The following is a 17,541-nucleotide window of genomic DNA, read 5'->3' on the forward strand; positions in this document are numbered from 1 at the left end:
AATTACAAAAGAAAGCGCACGCTCCAACCCCAGCACCTGGCGAATTGGAGAATCAGCAATTCATTATTTTTATGGATCGACCCCAACAAAAAACCCTCCCGATCCGGGAGGGCCTTGGGGCATTCGCGGTGTTGCCACACCACGCGCCGACAATAAAAAACCCTCCCGCGAGCGGGAGGGTTAATCGAGTACTGCCGTTATTGTTGCTTGATCTTACTGGCGCATCTTGCCCATGGCCTTGGCCAGTTCGCCGTCGGCGGTATCGCCATCCAGCTCCCAGCTGAACACACCGCCCAGGCCCTTCGACTTGGCGTAGTCGACCTTGGTCTGGATCACGGCCGGGGTGTCGTAGCTCCACCAGTTGGTGCCGTCGTACTTGTACGACTGCTTGGTCACCGGGTGGACATACACCGTGCCGGCGGCGTTCTTCAGCACCTTGTAGTCCTCGATGCCCGCTTCGTACGTCCCCTTGGCGGCGCCGGTCGGCTTCTGGTACAGGCCGTTGTTGACGTTCGGCACGCCAGTCCAGCCACGTCCGTAGAACGGCAGGCCCAGCACCAGCTTGTTGGCAGGCGCACCTTGCGACAGCAGTTGGGTCAGCGCGTCGTCGGTGTTGTAGAACGACACCAGGCTACGGTCACCGAAGCAGGTATCGCCAGCCTTGCCGCTGCACTTGTCGTTCGGTGCGGCCGGATCGCGGTACAGATGCGACTGGAAGTTCGTCTGGGTCAGATCCCACGCGCCGTTGAAGTCGTAGGTCATCATGTTGATCCAGTCGAGGTACGGGGCGTACGAGCCGACGTTGATCTTGTCGAGCTTGTCCTTGCCCACGCCCAGTGCGATGGTCAGCGCGTAGTGCTTGCCCGTGGTCGCACCCAGCTCGTCGAGCTGCTTGCGGAACTCGGCCAGCAACAGGCGGTAGTTCTCGCCATCGTTGGCCGACACGGTGTTGTAGCCCACGCCCTGCACGCCCGGGAATTCCCAGTCGATGTCGATACCGTCGAACACGTCGGCTGCGGCACCGGCGCCACCACGACCATCCACCACCGGCAGGTTGCCCTTGATGTAGATGTCGATGCAGCTCTTCACCAGTTGCTTGCGCAGCGCGTCGGTGGCGGCGGCATTCGAGAACCACTTGGACCAGGTCCAGCCACCCAGCGAGATCATGTTCTTGATGTTCGGGAACTTGGCCTTGAGCGCCTTCAGCTCGCGGAAGTTACCGGCCATCTTGTCGTCCCACTTGATCGCGTCGCTCGGGTCGACACGACGGCTCGGGGTACGGCCGAAGTCGGCCCAGGCATCGCCACCGTCGCCGTTACCGGTTTCGGTACGGGTCAGGATGTCGCACTCGTAACCGCCGTTCTTCACGTACAGGTTGCCGAAGGCGTAGTTCAGGAACGTGAGCTGGCTGGCAGAACCGCTGGACACGATGTCGGCGACTTCATAGCCACGACCGTACACACCCCACTGGGCGAAGTACGAACCGACGATCTTGCCGGCGACCGGCGTCGGGGTCGGCACCACCGGAGTCGGGGTCGGAGTGACCACCGGCGTCGGAGTCGGCGTCACGACCGGAGTCGGCGTCGGGGTGACGACCGGGGTCGGCGTCGGCGTCACGACCGGCGTCGGGGTCGGGGTCACAACGGGAGTCGGCGTCGGGGTGACAACCGGGGTCGGCGTCGGGGTGACAACCGGGGTCGGGGTGGGAGTGACGACCGGCGTCGGCGTGGCACCGCCACAGTTGCCCAGGCTCTTCCACACGCCCCATTCGCCGGATTGTGCGGGGTTGTCACCTTGCGTCCACCACTTGGCTTCGTAGTTCACGCCGTTGTAGGTCACGCGGGTGCCGCCGGTGTAGGCGGACGAGGCGTTCCACGCGGCGTAGCAGGTAGCGGTCGGGGTGGGCGTGACGGACGGGGTCGGGGTGACCACGGGCGTCGGGGTCGGCGTCACGACCGGGGTCGGCGTCGGAGTGACCACAGGGGTCGGGGTGGGAGTCGGCGTCGGAGTGGTGCCGGTGGAAACACCCAGGTCCTTCCACAGCGTCGGCGTGGAGGCAGGGTTCCAGTTGGCACCGACATAGGCGGTGTGGGTCACCAGGGCTTGATAATCGTGGCCGTTGTAGCTGACCAGAGCCCCCGCATTATAAGTAGTACCTTCCTGCCAGGCCGGGTTGGCGGCATAGGCCTGCACCGCCACCAGCGCCGCAGGAATTGCGGCCAGTACGAAGAAGCGATTCATTTGCGACATCTTATAGTCTCCATCCTCTTGATTGGCGTTATTCACGCGCATCCACTGGTCTTGCCGGGGATCCACCAGTCAGTTTTCTGACAGCATCACTGGCTTCATTTCCCGGCGCCTGACTACCTGGGCGTGTAGTCGGCGTAGACAGGCTTCATTACCACTCATGACCTTTTGGATGTCAACCCGGACCTTGCACCCCTCTTTTTCCGCCGTTCGTCGGTCAAACGTCAATTTGTAATTCGACTACGAAATGCACCAAACCACACCTCTTTGCGTTGCACCAGCACAGGGTTTGGGCATAAGCAAAACGCCACATGCAGCGATGTATGCACCATGTTGCGATGCAATATAAACGTTATCTGATGTAGAAATGGTGCGCTGCATTTCGTAGTTTTGCAGTCAAAGACTACTTGCAACGCACGCCTGTCGCCGACGAAATGCAGTAAGAGAAAGCAAACGGCTATCCCGGTGCCTGCTAGCGATACTTTCGCTTTTCCAACAAACGCCTACTCCATTAGAAAAAAGGAATATTGGGATTTTTTCGCGGACGAATTGAATGCAAGCGCCAAACTGACAAATTTAATGGCGCGGTGGTATTAGCCAGCCGGATGGGATCGGCGCCTACGACAATCGACCCTCAGCGAGGGATGCGCAGGTTCGTGGGCTGGATGGCCAGACGCCGGGCCGCGAGCCAACCCTTAGGGAAGGATGAAGGCCGGGATGCAGGGCAAGGCGTGCCGAGCGATGGAGTGATGCCCACGAGCAAGGACAACGCAGCCATACCTCCGGCCTTCGTCCTTCGCTGCCACGTTTGAAGGTCGATTCGCCCTAAGGGCGATTGCCGAGATGCCAGCGCGCGCAGTACCACTTGGTCTGGCGATTGGGCAGGCCGACCAGCACGCTGCCGAATTTGGAGAGATAACGCGGATAAGGACCGGGCAGTGGTTCGAAACGGATGGACAGCCGCTGCTCGATATTGCGTCGCACATCCGCCACCGGCGATGGAATCAGCGCGCCGACCATCAGCGCCCCACTTTCCGGCAGATTGACGAAGACTTCCCGGGCGGCGTTGCCCGCCAGCACCGCGTTCTGGGCGTCGAACCATTCCGCCTCGCCCCAGGTGCGCAGCGGTGTGCCGAGATAGGTGCGGAAGTAGTCGCGCCAATGGGCGGTGGAAAACTCGGAACGGCAGGTGAGCGCGGCTTCCATGCGGTCGCCGAAATGGGTCGGCACGCGCCCCTTGCTCGCCGCGTTGCCCGACAGGGGCAGGCAGAGCAGGACCAACAACGACAGGCGACGGAGCAGGACGGGCATGGGCTGCATGATAGCCATGCCCGCGCCGTGCCGGCCATCCCACCACACAAGAAAAAGCCCGGCACTTGGCCGGGCTTTTTCTTGCAGCGGAAGGCCGCGCGCAGAGCGGTCAACAAAACCCAGCGTAGCGGTCCTGGCAAGAAGCGCGAAACGCAGGCAGTACGTGTAGTACGGCAAGTTGTGCGCGACGCCGCCAGGAAGGTTTTGTTGGCGGCACTCAGCCGCTGTTGCGCAGGCCGGCGGCGATACCGTTGATGGTGAGATGCACCGCGTGGCGCAGTTCCTCGCTTTCCTCGCCACCGCGCAGGCGCTTGAGCAGCTCCACCTGCAAGTGGTTCAGCGGGTCGAGATACGGCAGGCGGTTGTCCAGGCTGCGCGCCAGCATCGGGTTGTCGCCCAGCAGTTCCTCGTGCTCGGTGATGGCCAGCACCGCATCGACGCAACGCTGCCATTCGCCCTTGATGCGCTCGAAGATGCGCTTGGCGATGTCCTGGTCGTTCACCAGCTCGGAATAACGCGCGGCGATGGCGATGTCGGACTTGGCCAGCACCATCTCCATGTTGGAGATGGTCACCTGGAAGAACGGCCAGGTACGGTAGTGCTCGCGCAGCGTGGCCAGGCCCTCGTCGCCCTTGTCCTTCAGGTATTCGGCGATGGCCGTGCCGAAGCCGTACCAACCGGGCAGCGACAGGCGACACTGCGACCAGCTGAACACCCAGGGAATGGCGCGCAGGTCGGCGATCGAGTTGGTGTTCTTGCGCGCGGCCGGACGCGAACCGATGTTCAGGTTCGGAATCTCGTTGATCAGCGTGGCTTCGCGGAAGTACGTGATGAAGTCCGGCGTGGCGTAGACCAGATCGCGATACGCCTGGTAGGCGCGCAGCGACAATCCTTCCATCAGGCGGCGGCGATCGGTGGGATCGAAATCCTCTGGCGGCGGCTCGGGGAAGCTGGCTTCCAGCGTGGCGGCGATCAGGATCTCCAGGTTGCGCCGGCCGACTTCGCGGTCGGCGTACTTGGCGGCGATCACCTCGCCCTGCTCGGTGATGCGGATCTGACCGTTGACCGAACCGGCCGGCTGCGCCAGCACCGCGTCGTAGGCCGGGCCGCCACCGCGGCCGACCGTGCCGCCGCGGCCGTGGAACAGGCGCATCTTGAAGCCGGCCTGCTTGAATACTTCGACCAGATTCAGCTCGGCCTTGTACAGCTCCCAGTTCGACGTGAGGTAACCGCCATCCTTGTTGGAGTCGGAATAGCCCAGCATCACTTCCTGCACCAGATCGCGGCAGGACAGCATCTGGCGCCACTGCGGCAGCGAGAACAGATCGGTCATGATCTGGCCGCAACCGCGCAGGTCGCCGATGGTTTCGAACAGCGGGATGATGTTGATCTTGGCGCGCACCGTGGGCGCCAGCTGCACCAGGCCCACTTCGTTCAACAGCACCGCCACCTCCAGCATGTCGGATACCGACTCGCAGTTGGAGATGATGTAGTTGGGCAGCACGGCCTCGCCGTAGCGCGCCTGCATTTCCTCGGCGGCGCGCAGGATGTCGATTTCCTTCTGCACGTCGGCGCTGTAGTCGATGTACGGGCAGATCAGCGGGCGCGGGCTGGCCAGCTCGCGCAGCAGCACCACGCGGCGGGACGCTTCGTCCAGCGCCAGGTAATCCTCCAGCCCGGCCTTCTCGAACAGCTCGGCGATCACGCGTTCGTGGGTGCCGGCATGCTGACGCATGTCCACCGGCGCCAGATGGAAGCCGAACACCGACACCGCGCGGCGCAGGCGGCGCAGGCGGCCGTTCACCAGCTTGGCGCCGCCATGGGCCAGCAGCGAATCGAACACGGTCTCCAGGTCGTACGCCAGTTCGTGGGCGCTGTTGTACGCCGGCGCGTGCGCCACGTCGTGCAGCGCATGGTGGAAGGTGCCGATCTGGGTGGCGGTGGCGAACACGCGGGCGCGGATATAGCCGACCGCGATGCGGTACGGTTCCTCGGAGCGGCGCTCCGCGTTCACCTGGGCTTCGTCGGCCAGCTTCTGCAGGCGCTGGTCCACCTGCACCAGGCGGGTGGACATCGACAGTTCGTTCTCCAGCTTGCCCAGCTGCTGGTAGTAGTAGTCGAGCGCCAGGCCCGACTGACGCGAGATGGCGTAGCGCAGCACCTCGGCGGTCACGAACGGGTTGCCGTCGCGGTCGCCGCCGATCCAGCTGCCGACGTGGATGAAGTTGGGCAGGCTGACCGGCTGATCGGTCAGCTTCGACAGGCGCTCTTCCAGATCCAGGTAGAGGCGCGGCAGTTCATGCAGGAAGGTGTTGCGGAAGTAGGTCGAGCCGTTCTCGATCTCGTCCTGCACCTTCAGCTTGAAGGTACGGATCTCGCGGGTCTGCCACAGCGTGAGCAGCACGCGCTCCAGCGCCTCCTGGTTGGCGACCTCTTCTTCCGGCGTCATGGCGTAGCGGTCGCGCTGCGACAGCAGCTCCGCCACGGCGCGGTGACAGTCGAGGATGGTCTTGCGCTTCACCTCGGTGGGGTGGGCGGTCAGCACCGGCGCGATGAGTGTTTCACCCAATAGCCCCAGAATGTCGTGAGGCTTCACATTACGCTGAACCAGCGAATCGATCGCGGCCGCGATGCTGCCACGCTGCGGCGTCGAGCCCTGCATGCGGTGCGCGCGACGGCGGCGGTTGTGGTGCAGATCCTCGGCGATGTTCGACAGGTGCGAGAAATAGCTGAACGCGCGGACCAGGGCCACGGTGCTTTCCGGGTCGAGCGAGGACAGCGAGCGCGACAACGCGCGGCCGGCTTCGGCATCGTCGCCCTGGACATAACGGAATGCCAGATCGCGGATTGCATCGATGCGCTCCGCAATCGCCGGTCCGGTCTGTTCACGGATGGTGTCGGCCAACACCCGGGCCAACAGATCAAGGTCGCGCTTAAGCGGCAGGTCTTTCTCAGCAATCGGTTCTAGTACGGACATGGCGGTGGGACTATGGAGGCGTTTTGTGGACAAATCCGCGGCATTGTATCAACAAAGCCCCCCCTTGGTCGCTCAAATACAGCGTGCTGAATACCCATGGCCCTGCTCTTGCGCTTCCATCACCTGAATGTCTTCGGCGAGCGCCGCACCGGCGGCGGTGGCGTCGTGGTCTGCGAAACCCCCGAGTTTCCTGATGCGCGCACCATGCAGGCGCTGGCCTACCAGCTCCAGGCGCCCGAGACGGTGTTCCTCGACGTCGCGCATCGCCGCCTGCGTGTCTACACCCCGCAATACGAGCAGCCGTTCTCCGGCCAGGCCATGCTGGCCGCCGCCGCCAGCTATGCCCAACTGACCGGCGAGCGCGGGCCGCAGTTGTTCTACGGCACCCATGGCGACACCCGCGTCTGGCCTCACGACGATCTGTGGTGGTTCCACTCGCGCCCCGCCGCCGCGCGCCCCAGCGGCGTCGACGTCGCCACGCTGGCCGCCGGGCTGGGTCTGCAAGCGCAGGACGTCGCCGGTGTTCCGCGCTTCATCAACGCCGGGATGGACATCCTGCTGGTGGAGACGCGCAGCCGGCAGAGCGTGTTGCAGGCGACGCCCGACCCGGCGCTGCTGGCGCAGTACGCGCAGGCGCCCGGCCAGGTGTCCGCCGCCGCGGTGTGGTGCCGGGACGGCGATCTGGCCACGCTGCGCGTGTTCAATTCGGATCAGTTCAACCTGTACGAGGAATTCGGCTCCGGCACCGCCGCGGCCGCCATCGGCGGCTGGATGCTGAACCAGGGCGGCAAGCCGCCGCTGTCGCTCAAGCTGGAGCAGGGTCACACCATCCATCGCCTGGTGACGCGGCTGTCGGTGCTGCACCTGCACGTGGACGACGCCCGCCACGTGCGCGTCGGCGGCAAGGTGTGGCGGGTGGGTGGCGGCGAGATCGAGTGGTGAGGGGGGTTGAACCCCAAATCTTGAACCACAGAGGACGGTGAGAACACGGAGTCGCACGGAGAAAACCGTACCCGTGAGTTCCTGTTTTTCCTCTGTGGATCTCACCGTCCTCACTGTCCTCGGTGGTTCAAGGTGTGGGGTTCAGGCTTGCCACCACAACGTCACCAGCAGCGCCGCCAGCAGCGCGGCGATGGCGCCCAGCAGCCAGTTGCGCTTGCGCTGTTCACCCATCAGCCCCTGGTAACCCTCGACCAGCAGCCCGACGTGATCGACGCTGGCCAGTTCGGACAGGCGGCGCGGCAGGCTGGGCAGTACGGCGGCCCATTGCGGCGCCTCGTGCTTCAGGTTGGCCAGTAGCCCGCGCCAGCCGATCTGCTCGTTCATCCAGCGCTCCAGGAACGGCTTGGCGGTCTGCCACAGGTCCAGATCCGGGTCGAGCTGGCGCCCCAGGCCCTCGATGTTGAGCAGCGTCTTTTGCAGCAGCACCAGTTGCGGCTGGATCTCCACGTTGAAGCGGCGGCTGGTCTCGAACAGGCGCAGCAGCACCTGGCCGAACGAGATCTGCGAGATCGGCTTGTTGAAGATCGGCTCGCATACGGTGCGCACCGCCGACTCCAGTTCCTCCACCCGCGTGTCCTTGGGCACCCAGCCCGATTCGATGTGCGCGGTGGCGACGCGACGGTAGTCGCGGTTGAAGAACGCCAGGAAGTTGATCGCCAGGTATTGCTTGTCGCTGTCCGACAAGGTGCCGACGATGCCGAAATCCAGCGCGATATAGCGATTGTCGGCGGCGACGAAGATGTTGCCGGGGTGCATGTCGGCGTGGAAGAAGCCGTGGCGGAACACCTGGGTGAAGAAGATCTCCACGCCGAAGCGCGACAGTTTCTTCAGATCCATGCCGGCGGCGAGCAGTTCGTCGACGCGGCCGACCGGGATGCCGTCCATCCATTCCAGCGTCAGCACCTCGCGGCTGGTCCAGTCGTAATACACCTCGGGCACGATCAACTGGTCGGAACCGAGGAAGTTGCGCCGCAGCTGCGCCGCGTTGCCGGCCTCGATCATCAGGTCGAGTTCGTCGTGCAGGTATTTGTCGAACTCGGCCACCACCTCGCGCGGGCGCAGGCGCTTGCCGTCGACGAACAGCTTTTCCACCAGCGCCGCCATCACCCGCATCAGCGCCAGGTCGCTTTCGATCACCGGCGCGATGCCGGGACGCAGCACCTTCACCGCCACCGCCTGGCCGTTGAACAGCCGCGCGCGGTGCACCTGGGCGATGGACGCCGACGCCACCGGCGTGCGGTCGAACTCGGCGAACAGCGACTCCAGCGGCTGACGCAGGCTGGCCTCGATCACCGCCACCGCCACCTCGCCGGGGAACGGCGGCACCCGGTCCTGCAAGTGCGCCAGCTCGTCAGCGATGTCCTCGGGCAGCAGGTCGCGGCGGGTGGACAGCACCTGGCCGAACTTGACGAAGATCGGTCCCAGGCTTTCCAGCGCCAGCCGCAGCCGCACCGCGCGCGGCGCGTCCAGGCGGCGCCAGAAGAACAGGCCGTTGATCAGCGGGCGCAGGCCATGCACGCGCTCGTGGCCCAGCAGGAATTCGTCGAGGCCGTAACGCACGACCACGCGCGCGATCTTGAACAGACGTAACAGACGCATCAGGCGGATTTCTTGAGCAGTTGTTGCAGGCGCTTGTCCAGGCGCGCCACGTCGTCGCGCAGGGTATCGACGTCGCCGCAGAAGCGCGCCACGGCGTCCTTGTCGGCAAGCAGCGACGCCTCGTCGCGCCAGTATTCGATCAGGTGCAGCGCCATGCGCGAGCCGATGGCGCCCGGCACACCGCCCACCTTGCCCGCCAGCCACACCACGCGGTGCGCGGCGACATCGCCCACCAGTTGCGACAGCTCGTCGGCCAGATCCCAGCGGATGCCGCCCAGCACGCGCCCCACCCCGGCAGCGAGTTCCGCATCGCCTTCCAGCGCCAGCCGTTGCTGCGCGGCGGTGCGATCGAAGGCGAAGGCGACGAAGAACGCCAGCGGCAGGCGCAGCGTCGCTTCGGCCGGGCCGCGATCGGCCGGGCCGCGATCGGGATCGGCGAAGCGGCCGTCGGCGGTGATCGCCAGCGTGTCGGCGATGACGGGAAACTCCAGCCGCACGGTGCGCCCGGCATGGCGCGCCAGCTCGGCGGACGCCGCGGCGTCATGCGCCAGCAGGCGGTTCAGCAGCCGGGACAGGATCAAAACTTGAACCCCTTGTGCAGCGCGACGATGCCGGCGGACATGTTGTGGTACTCGACGCGGCCGAAGCCCACGTCCTGCATCATCGCCTTCAGTGTTTCCTGGTCCGGGTGCATGCGGATCGACTCGGCCAGGTACTGGTAGGAATCGGCGTCCTGCGCCACCAGCTTGCCCATGAACGGCAGCAGCTTGAACGAATACAGGTCGTAGGCGGGCTTGAGCGGTGCCCACACCTTGGAGAACTCCAGCACCAGCAGTCGCCCACCGGGACGCAGCACGCGGTACATCTCGGCCAGCGCGGCGTCCTTGTGGGTCATGTTGCGCAGGCCGAACGCCACCGTGACGATGTCGAAGTAGTTGTCGGGGAACGGCAGCTTCTCGGCGTCGCACTGCGCCGTCGGCACCGCGAAGCCGGCGTCGAGCAGGCGATCGCGACCCACGCCCAGCATCGAGCTGTTGATGTCGGTGAGCCATACCTGCCCGGTCTTGCCCACCTTTTTGCAGAACGCCTTGGACAGGTCGCCGGTACCACCGGCGATGTCCAGCACCCGGTCGCCGGCCTTGGCGCCGCTGGTTTCGATGGTGAAGAACTTCCAGGCGCGGTGCAGCCCGGCACTCATCAGGTCGTTCATCACGTCGTATTTCTGCGCCACCGAATGGAAGACCTCGGCGACCTTCTGCGCCTTCTCGGTCTCGTTGACGGTCTTGAAGCCGAAATGGGTGGTGGAGTCGGACATGGCGCTCTCTTTAGGGCGTGACGGGGAGGCTTGCCGCCGCGATGGGCGAGACAGCCATTGAAGGAAGGCGGGCCGGCGCGTTGCGGGCGGCGCCAGCCGGGGCAATCGGGGATCGGTGGGCCAAGGCGTCCATCGCGGGCCTCATGCCGGATCGCGCGAACCGCCCTCGGCGGCGAGGCGTTCGAGGTACTCGGCCCAGCGTTGCGCGTGCTCGCGGCCCAGCTGGTGCAGGTATTCCCAGGAATACAGGCCGGAATCGTGGCCGTCGTCGAACACCAGCTTCACGGCGTAATGACCGACCGGGGTGATCGCCGTGATGTTCACGCCGCGCTTGCCCACCTGCAACACGCCCGGCCCGATGCCATGACCGCGCACTTCGGCGGACGGCGAATAGACGCGCAGGTATTCGGCGGGCAGGTTGAAGCGGGCGCCATCGTCGAACGCCAGTTCGAGGGTGGCGCTGAGGCGATGCAGCACGATATCGGTGGGGACTGCGGAGTCGGGATTCAGCCCGGCCATGGGACACCTTGCGGAAAGGTCTGCGGCAAGCCGCCATGATAGCGCCTTGGGCGGCGGCTGTTCAGTCCGCGCCGACGCATCCGCGCTTTTCGGTGGTGCGCCGCGCAGCCGACCAATGGCGGGCGCCGGCGGACAGGCCCATCGCACGGCGCGGCGGCCGCATTGCGCTTACCCCGCGCCTGCGGCGGCCTTTCAAGATTCGACCGGCTACGCCTGTCGCCCAGCGTGGACGCCGGCTACGCCAACGCGGACTTGTAATATTACGTTCACAGTCGAGCCTTAATCTCGCAACATTCCCAACGCCCCTGCCCCCGAGGTAGCGCATGCCCGCCAATATCCTGCTCGTCGAAGACGAACCCGCCATCCAGGAACTGATCGCCTTCAACCTGTCGCAAGCCGGCCACCACGTGATGCGAGCCGACTCGGTGGAATCGGCCCAGCAGATCGTGCGCCACGCCCTGCCCGACCTGATCCTGCTCGACTGGATGCTGCCCGGCATGTCCGGCATCGACTTCGCCCGCAAGCTGCGCGGCGAGGAACGCACCCGGGCGATCCCGCTGATCATGCTGACCGCGCGGTCGGACGAACAGGACAAGATCGTCGGGCTGGAGACCGGCGCCGACGACTACATCACCAAGCCGTTCTCGCCGCGCGAGTTGCAGGCGCGCATCAAGGCCGTGCTGCGCCGCCGCTCGCCGCAGATCACCGACGACCTGGTCGAGGTGCAGGGCCTGCGCCTGGACCCGGCCACCCATCGCGTCACCGGCAACAACGCCGCCATCGAGCTGGGCCCCACCGAGTTCCGCCTGCTGCACTTCTTCATGACCCACCCGGAGCGCGTGCACTCGCGCTCGCAACTGCTCGACCAGGTGTGGGGCGACCACGTGTTCGTCGAGGAACGCACCGTCGACGTGCACATCCGTCGCCTGCGCTCGGCGCTGGAAGCCAGCGGCTACGACAAGCTGATCCAGACGGTGCGCGGCACCGGCTACCGGCTCTCCGCACATTGAGGCGAGCGGCGCCGCGGCGCGAACCCGGCCGCCGTGCCGCTACAACCGTAATAGAATCCCGGCACCATGGGGCTTCCGATGGATGTGTCCGCACTGCGACCCGCCGGCCAGGTGGAACCCACGACGGTCGAACCACGTCCGAGCCATCAGCCCGCGCCTGACGCGGGGCCATCCAGCCAACCCCACCCTCTCGCGTCGGAACTCCGCATGCTCTGGTTGCGTTCGATCATCTACTACCTGACCGTGGCCCTGGTCTCGCTGTTCGTCGGCGCGGTCTGGGGCAATGTCCTCGGGCTGACCCTGGCCTGCGGACTGCTGGCGCTGTCGGTGGGGTTCCACCTCTACAACCTGGGGCGGCTGTTCCGCTGGGTGTGCCAGCCGCGCGTCGACAACGTGCCGACCAGCTTCCTGCTGTGGCAGGAGGTGTTCGACCGGCTGTACGCGCAGATTCGCGCCCAGCAGAAGAACCAGGACAAGCTGTCCAATACGCTGGAGCGCTTCACCAGCGCCGGCGAGGCGCTGCCCGACGGGGTGATCATCCTCGACGAGCACGACCGCATCGAATGGTGCAACCACGCCGCCACCGTCCATCTCGGCATCGACCGCCGCTCGGACGTCTGGCAGGTGGTGACCAACATCGTGCGCCAACCGGCGCTGCGCGAATACCTGCGCACCCAGGACTTCGCCCACCCGCAGATCCTGCGCACCACCCGCCCCACCGAGCAGGTGCTGTCGGTGCAGCTGGTGCCGTTCGATTCCACCCGCAAGCTGCTGCTGTCGCGCGACATCACCCAGCTGGACCGCGTCCAGATGGTGCACCGCGACTTCATCGCCAATGTCTCGCACGAGTTGCGCACGCCGCTGACCGTGGTCGGCGGCTTCGCCGAAACCATGATGGACATGCCGGAGATGGAAGAACGCACCCGGGCGCAGCAACTGCAACTGATGGTGGAACAGACCCAGCGCATGCAGCGGCTGGTGGACGACCTGCTGACGCTGTCGCGCCTGGAGAACGGCCAGCAGCTGAAGGAAGAGGAAGTGGACGTGCCGCAGCTGATGCGGCTGTTGCAGGCCGAGGCCGAGGGACTGTCGCAGGGGCGGCACCAGATCTCGGTCGACGAGATCGCGCCGGCGCGGTTGATCGGCAACCACGACGAACTGCATTCGGCGCTGGGCAATCTGGTCTCCAACGCCATCCGCTACACCCCGCCCGGCGGCACCATCGGCCTGGCGTGGCGCCTGGAACAGGGGCTGCCGGTGTTCGCGGTGCGCGACAGCGGCATCGGCGTCGCGCCCGAGCATATCCCGCGCCTGACCGAGCGCTTCTATCGCGTCGATCGCGGCCGCTCGCGCTCCACCGGCGGCACCGGGCTGGGGCTGGCCATCGTCAAGCACATCCTGCAACGCCATCAGGCGCAGCTGGCGGTGAAATCCAAGCCCGGCGAAGGCAGCGAATTCGCCGCGCGCTTTCCCGAGCATCGCCTGCTGGTCGATTGAAAATCATCGCCGGCAGGCCGTGGTCATGGCTGCCGGCCCCCGCAACCACCCACTCCAGGATGCCCATCATCGGCGAGCCTTGAAACGGCCACCTCCGAGCATCGCGAGGCTCCCTCGCGGCGGCGAGGGCGGGGGGAGTGGGGTAAACAAAAAAGGAGCCGTGCCCGCATGCCATACCGGATACGCACCCGGCTTTGCCGGGGGCTTGCGGAACGTCGATTAGCAACAACCAGTGATCCCCCGCACGCGGCTCCTTGCGCTCCCGCAAATGCCAAACGCCCGGCCATGGCGGATAATGCGCGCTGATGTCGCCGTCCTGTGGCGACGCTTTCTTTTACCGACTTCAATCAGTGAGGTGTTTCGTCATGAGCAAGATCGCCGCCATCAAACCCCTGGGCCAACGCATCTGGCTGGACAACCTGTCCCGCGGCCTGTTGCAGTCCGGCGCACTGCAAAAGCTCCTCGACGACGACGCCATCGCCGGCGTCACCTCCAACCCCGCCATCTTCTACAAGGCCATCTCCTCCGACCCGCTCTACACCGGCGACCTGGCCGAACTGAAGAAGCAGAACCTCTCCGCCGAACGCCGCTATGAACTGCTGGTCGTCCCCGACGTCCAGGCCGCCTGCGACCTCAACCTGCCCCAATACCGCGCCAGCGAAGGCCTCGACGGCTACGTCAGCCTGGAAGTCTCGCCCTTCCTGGCCAACGACACCCAGGGCACCATCGACGCCGCCCACCGCCTGTGGGCCGAGGTCAACCGCCCCAACGCCATGATCAAGGTGCCCGCCACCCAGGCCGGCGTGCTCGCCTTCGAGCAACTGATCGCCGACGGCATCAACGTCAACATCACCCTGATGTTCAGCCTGAAGCACACCGACGACGTGCTCACCGCCTATATCCGCGGCCTGGAAACCCGTCGCGCCGCCGGCCTGCCGATCGACCACGTGCGCGCCGTCGCCTCGGTGTTCCTGTCCCGCGTCGACGTGCTGCTGGACAAGCAGCTGGACGCTCTCGGCACCCCGGAAGCGCTGGCGCTGCGCGGCAAGGCCGCCATCGCCTTCGTCAAGGTGGCGTACCAGCACTACAAGCAGCTGTTCAACGGCACCCGCTTCAAGGCACTGAAGGCCGCCGGCGCGCATCCGCAGCGCCTGCTGTGGGCGTCCACCGGCACCAAGAACCCGGCCTACCGCGACACCATGTACGTCGAGGAGCTGATCGGCGCCGACACCGTGAACACCGTGCCGGATGCGACGCTGGACGCCTTCCGCGACCACGGCGTGGCGCAGAGCAAGCTGGATACCGGCATCGAGGAAGCGGTGCTGGTGCTGGGCCAGTTGCGCAAGCTGGGCTTCGACTTCAACCGCGTCGGCGAGCAGCTGCAACAGGAAGGGCTGAAGCTGTTCGACGAAGCGTTCGAGAAGCTGCTGCAACTGACCGCCTGATCGGTCGATCGCATCGACAAAAAACCGGCCCCAGGGCCGGTTTTTTGTTGCCCGCGCCGGGCAAAAAAAAGACGGGCACGGGGCCCGTCGTCGAGGGATCGCGCGTGGGCGCGTCCATAGAAGGAGAATCCGACCCGAAGGCCGGGGTCGGAGCCCGCCACCGTCGCCTGCGGCGAGCCCCACCGGCGCGCCCGAAGACGCGCCGGGTACAACACTGGGAGCAGTGGACAAAACCCAGGCCAGAAGCGGGGGTCTTGTCCGCCGCCCTTACTGCTGGACTTCGCTCATGGCCTTGGTCAGGGTGGCGTTGGCGTCGTCCGCATCCAGCGACCAGCTGAACAGACCGTTGAGCCCCTTGCTCTTCAGGTACTGGATCTTGGTGCGGATGGTGGTGGCGTCGTCGTAGCTCCACCAGTTGCTGCCGTCGTACTGGTACAGCTGCTTGGTCACCGGGTGGTAACGCTTGGTCCCCGGAGCCGTCACCAGCGCCTTGTAGTCGCCGTAGCCGGCTTCGGTGCTGGTACCGACCTTGGCCGCCGCACTGGTGGACGCCTGGTACAGGCCGTCGCCGTTCGGGCCGGCCTTCACGCCGCCCCAGCCACGCCCGTAGTACGGGATACCCAACACCACCTTGTTGGCCGGCATGCCGCCAGCCAGCAGCTTGTCCACCGCGTTGGAGATGTTGTACGTCCCGGCGGTGGTGCCGGTGGCCGGATCGGCCGGATCGGGGTACAGGTGCGAGTGGAAGTTCGTCGGACCAGCGCCGTCCCAGCTGCCGTGGAAGTCATAGGTCATGACGTTCACCCAGTTCAGGTAACGGGTGTATTCGGCCGGATCGGTGTTGACGATCTTGTCGCTACCGGCGCCGATGGCCACGGTCAGCAGGTACTGCGAACCAAGGGCGTTCAGCTGGGTGCGGAACTCCTTGAGCAGCAGCGAGAAGTTCTGCTTGTCGGCCGCCGAGGCGGTGTTGTACGGCTGGCCGCCGCCGCCCGGGTATTCCCAGTCGATGTCGATGCCGTCGAAGATGCCGGCCGCGGCGCCGGTGCCGCCCGCGGGATCCCCATCCGACTTCTTCAGGTTGCCCTTGATGTAGACGTCGATGCACGAGGACACCAGCTTCTGACGCAGCTCGGGCGTGGCAGCCGCCGCGGAGAACCACTTGGACCAGGTCCAGCCGCCCAGCGAGATCAGCACCTTCAGGTTCGGGTACTTCTTCTTCAGCTTCTTCAGCTGGTTGAAGTTGCCCTTGAGGGAGTTTTCCCACACGTCGGCCACGCCATCCACCGAATCCTTGGCGGCGTAATCCATCTGGTAATCGGCCCAGGCGTCGCCACCGGTGCCGGCCTGCGGATCGTTCTCGTTGGTCGAGCCCGGTTCCAGCTTGTTGATGCCGCTATCGCACTGGTAGGTGCCGTCCGCCTTCTTGTAGATGTTGCCGAAGGCGTAGTTGACGAAGGTGAGCTTGGCCGCCGCACCGCTGTCGTCGACGTGCTTCACGAAGAACGCGCTGTCGTACACGCCCCACTGGGTGAAGTACGAACCGACCTGCGCCTTGGTCGGCGCGGGGGTATCGCCGCCCGGCGTCGGAGTGGGCGTGACCGGGGTCGGCGTCGGGGTGACGACCGGGGTCGGGGTGGGCGTCACGACCGGAGTCGGCGTCGGCGTCACGATCGGCGTCGGGGTCGGGGTGACCACGGGCGTCGGAGTCGGCGTCACGACAGGCGTCGGCGTCGGGGTCGGCGTGGTGCCGCCCGAGCAGTTGCCCAGGTTCTTCCACACACCCCAGTCACCGGATTGCGCCGGGTTGTCGCCTTGCGTCCACCACTTGGCCTCGTAGTTCACGCCGTTGTAGGTGACGCGGGCGCCGCCGGTGTAGACGCCGCCGCTGGTCCAGGCCTGGTAGCAGGTGCCGGCCGGGGTCGGGGTCACGACCTGAGTCGGGGTCGGGGTGACCACGGGAGTGGGCGTCGGGGTGACGACCGGCGTCGGGGTCGGCGTCACGACGGGCGTCGGCGTGGGGGTCACCACCGGGGTCGGAGTCGGCGTGCTGCTGCTGGCGCCCAGGTCCTGCCACAGGGTCGGCGTACCGGCCGGGTTCCAGTTGGCGCCGGTATAGGCGGTGTGGGTCACCAGGGCCTTGTAGTCGTGGCCGTTGTAGCTGACCACGGTGCCCGCGGTGTAGGTGCTGCCCTCTTGCCAGGCCGGCGCGGCAAAGACGCTGGCCGACAGACAGAGGCCGACGATCAGGGCGGCGAGACCCTGACGACGAGCGAACTGCGTGCGTTTCATTTCATCCATCCTCCAAAGTTCGAAAAACCTTATTGGTCCAACTGGTATTTTTCTAAAGCGCGACTCCAGACCAATCGGCCGGGCGATGCTACGACGACCCAAAGCCGCTACAACACTGGCGTTGACCAAAGGTAAAAACCAAAAGACGGATGGTAAATATTAGATTTTTGACATGAAGTGGTATGCACACATACGCACCATGCAGGCTATAACACCCATAGAAACAATCAACTTCCATTGGCGAGAACAATTCTCAATAATGGGTGTGAGCAAAGTATGGGAGCGCCATCATGGAACAACGGAATACAACGGGCCGCAGCGCCCTGC

General features: G+C 65.4%; 12 protein-coding genes. 4 read left to right on the top strand and 8 right to left on the bottom strand.

Annotation, left to right across the window (positions count from 1 at the left end):
* Nucleotides 1-213 precede the first annotated feature (213 nt).
* The 3 genes from C556_RS21715 to ppc form a co-directional block, all read right to left on the bottom strand.
* Nucleotides 214-2,241, bottom strand: coding sequence for a glycosyl hydrolase family 18 protein (locus C556_RS21715; RefSeq protein ID WP_211214724.1), 2,028 nt, complete (start codon nucleotides 2,239-2,241; stop codon nucleotides 214-216).
* An 831-nt stretch (nucleotides 2,242-3,072) separates the two neighbouring features.
* Nucleotides 3,073-3,735 carry a hypothetical protein gene (locus C556_RS0112440; RefSeq protein WP_169338617.1) on the bottom strand — a complete coding sequence of 221 codons (663 nt, stop codon included), beginning with the start codon at nucleotides 3,733-3,735 and terminating at the stop codon, nucleotides 3,073-3,075.
* Nucleotides 3,736-3,775: 40 nt separating this feature from the next.
* A complete protein-coding gene (gene ppc / locus C556_RS0112445) occupies nucleotides 3,776-6,535 on the bottom strand; it encodes a phosphoenolpyruvate carboxylase (protein WP_026263053.1) in 2,760 nt (919 codons plus the stop codon).
* A gap of 96 nt (nucleotides 6,536-6,631) precedes the next feature.
* Here ppc and C556_RS0112450 point away from each other — a divergent pair, with 96 nt between their 5' ends.
* The gene (locus C556_RS0112450; RefSeq protein ID WP_018748586.1) at nucleotides 6,632-7,477 is read left to right on the top strand and encodes a PhzF family phenazine biosynthesis protein; all 846 of its coding nucleotides are present in this window, start codon (nucleotides 6,632-6,634) and stop codon (nucleotides 7,475-7,477) included.
* Nucleotides 7,478-7,618: 141 nt separating this feature from the next.
* Here C556_RS0112450 and ubiB read toward each other — a convergent pair whose 3' ends face one another.
* The 4 genes from ubiB to C556_RS0112470 all read right to left on the bottom strand — a co-directional run bounded on the left by ubiB (nucleotide 7,619) and on the right by C556_RS0112470 (nucleotide 10,970).
* The gene (gene ubiB / locus C556_RS0112455; protein WP_018748587.1) at nucleotides 7,619-9,136 is read right to left on the bottom strand and encodes a ubiquinone biosynthesis regulatory protein kinase UbiB; all 1,518 of its coding nucleotides are present in this window, start codon (nucleotides 9,134-9,136) and stop codon (nucleotides 7,619-7,621) included.
* On the bottom strand, nucleotides 9,136-9,717 hold the full coding sequence (locus C556_RS0112460) for a ubiquinone biosynthesis accessory factor UbiJ (RefSeq protein ID WP_018748588.1): 582 nt from the start codon (nucleotides 9,715-9,717) through the stop codon (nucleotides 9,136-9,138). The genes ubiB and C556_RS0112460 overlap by 1 nt, the downstream gene beginning before the upstream one ends.
* Nucleotides 9,714-10,451: a bifunctional demethylmenaquinone methyltransferase/2-methoxy-6-polyprenyl-1,4-benzoquinol methylase UbiE gene (gene ubiE / locus C556_RS0112465; protein WP_018748589.1), complete on the bottom strand. Its 738-nt coding sequence runs from the start codon at nucleotides 10,449-10,451 to the stop codon at nucleotides 9,714-9,716. Before ubiE ends, C556_RS0112460 begins: the two co-directional genes overlap by 4 nt.
* Before the next feature lie 141 nt (nucleotides 10,452-10,592).
* Nucleotides 10,593-10,970: a gamma-butyrobetaine hydroxylase family protein gene (locus tag C556_RS0112470; RefSeq protein WP_018748590.1), complete on the bottom strand. Its 378-nt coding sequence runs from the start codon at nucleotides 10,968-10,970 to the stop codon at nucleotides 10,593-10,595.
* Nucleotides 10,971-11,293: 323 nt separating this feature from the next.
* Between C556_RS0112470 and phoB the strand changes: the two genes are divergently transcribed.
* The 3 genes from phoB (at nucleotide 11,294) to tal (ending at nucleotide 14,922) form a co-directional block, all read left to right on the top strand.
* Entirely contained in the window at nucleotides 11,294-11,980 is a 687-nt protein-coding gene (gene phoB / locus C556_RS0112475; RefSeq protein ID WP_018748591.1) for a phosphate regulon transcriptional regulator PhoB, read from the top strand.
* A gap of 207 nt (nucleotides 11,981-12,187) precedes the next feature.
* Complete coding sequence (phoR, locus tag C556_RS0112480; RefSeq protein WP_018748592.1) at nucleotides 12,188-13,477, top strand: phosphate regulon sensor histidine kinase PhoR; 1,290 nt, start codon at nucleotides 12,188-12,190, stop codon at nucleotides 13,475-13,477.
* Between the two features lie 365 nt (nucleotides 13,478-13,842).
* Nucleotides 13,843-14,922: a transaldolase gene (gene tal, locus C556_RS0112485; protein ID WP_018748593.1), complete on the top strand. Its 1,080-nt coding sequence runs from the start codon at nucleotides 13,843-13,845 to the stop codon at nucleotides 14,920-14,922.
* Between the two features lie 267 nt (nucleotides 14,923-15,189).
* Here tal and C556_RS0112490 read toward each other — a convergent pair whose 3' ends face one another.
* Nucleotides 15,190-17,214 carry a glycosyl hydrolase family 18 protein gene (locus tag C556_RS0112490; RefSeq protein ID WP_018748594.1) on the bottom strand — a complete coding sequence of 675 codons (2,025 nt, stop codon included), beginning with the start codon at nucleotides 17,212-17,214 and terminating at the stop codon, nucleotides 15,190-15,192.
* Nucleotides 17,215-17,541 lie beyond the last annotated feature (327 nt).

The sequence above is a fragment of the Chitiniphilus shinanonensis DSM 23277 genome (genome assembly GCF_000374805.1).
GTDB lineage: Bacteria > Pseudomonadota > Gammaproteobacteria > Burkholderiales > Chitinibacteraceae > Chitiniphilus > Chitiniphilus shinanonensis.

Excerpts from the sequence above, each read along its gene's own strand:
- ppc (WP_026263053.1), bottom strand. The coding sequence starts at position 6,535 with ATGTCCGTACTAGAACCGATTGCTGAGAAAGACCTGCCGCTTAAGCGC.
- C556_RS0112490 (WP_018748594.1), bottom strand. The coding sequence starts at position 17,214 with ATGAAACGCACGCAGTTCGCTCGTCGTCAGGGTCTCGCCGCCCTGATC.
- tal (WP_018748593.1), top strand. The coding sequence starts at position 13,843 with ATGAGCAAGATCGCCGCCATCAAACCCCTGGGCCAACGCATCTGGCTG.
- phoR (WP_018748592.1), top strand. The coding sequence starts at position 12,188 with ATGCTCTGGTTGCGTTCGATCATCTACTACCTGACCGTGGCCCTGGTC.
- ubiE (WP_018748589.1), bottom strand. The coding sequence starts at position 10,451 with ATGTCCGACTCCACCACCCATTTCGGCTTCAAGACCGTCAACGAGACC.
- ubiB (WP_018748587.1), bottom strand. The coding sequence starts at position 9,136 with ATGCGTCTGTTACGTCTGTTCAAGATCGCGCGCGTGGTCGTGCGTTAC.
- C556_RS21715 (WP_211214724.1), bottom strand. The coding sequence starts at position 2,241 with ATGAATCGCTTCTTCGTACTGGCCGCAATTCCTGCGGCGCTGGTGGCG.
- C556_RS0112470 (WP_018748590.1), bottom strand. The coding sequence starts at position 10,970 with ATGGCCGGGCTGAATCCCGACTCCGCAGTCCCCACCGATATCGTGCTG.
- phoB (WP_018748591.1), top strand. The coding sequence starts at position 11,294 with ATGCCCGCCAATATCCTGCTCGTCGAAGACGAACCCGCCATCCAGGAA.
- C556_RS0112450 (WP_018748586.1), top strand. The coding sequence starts at position 6,632 with ATGGCCCTGCTCTTGCGCTTCCATCACCTGAATGTCTTCGGCGAGCGC.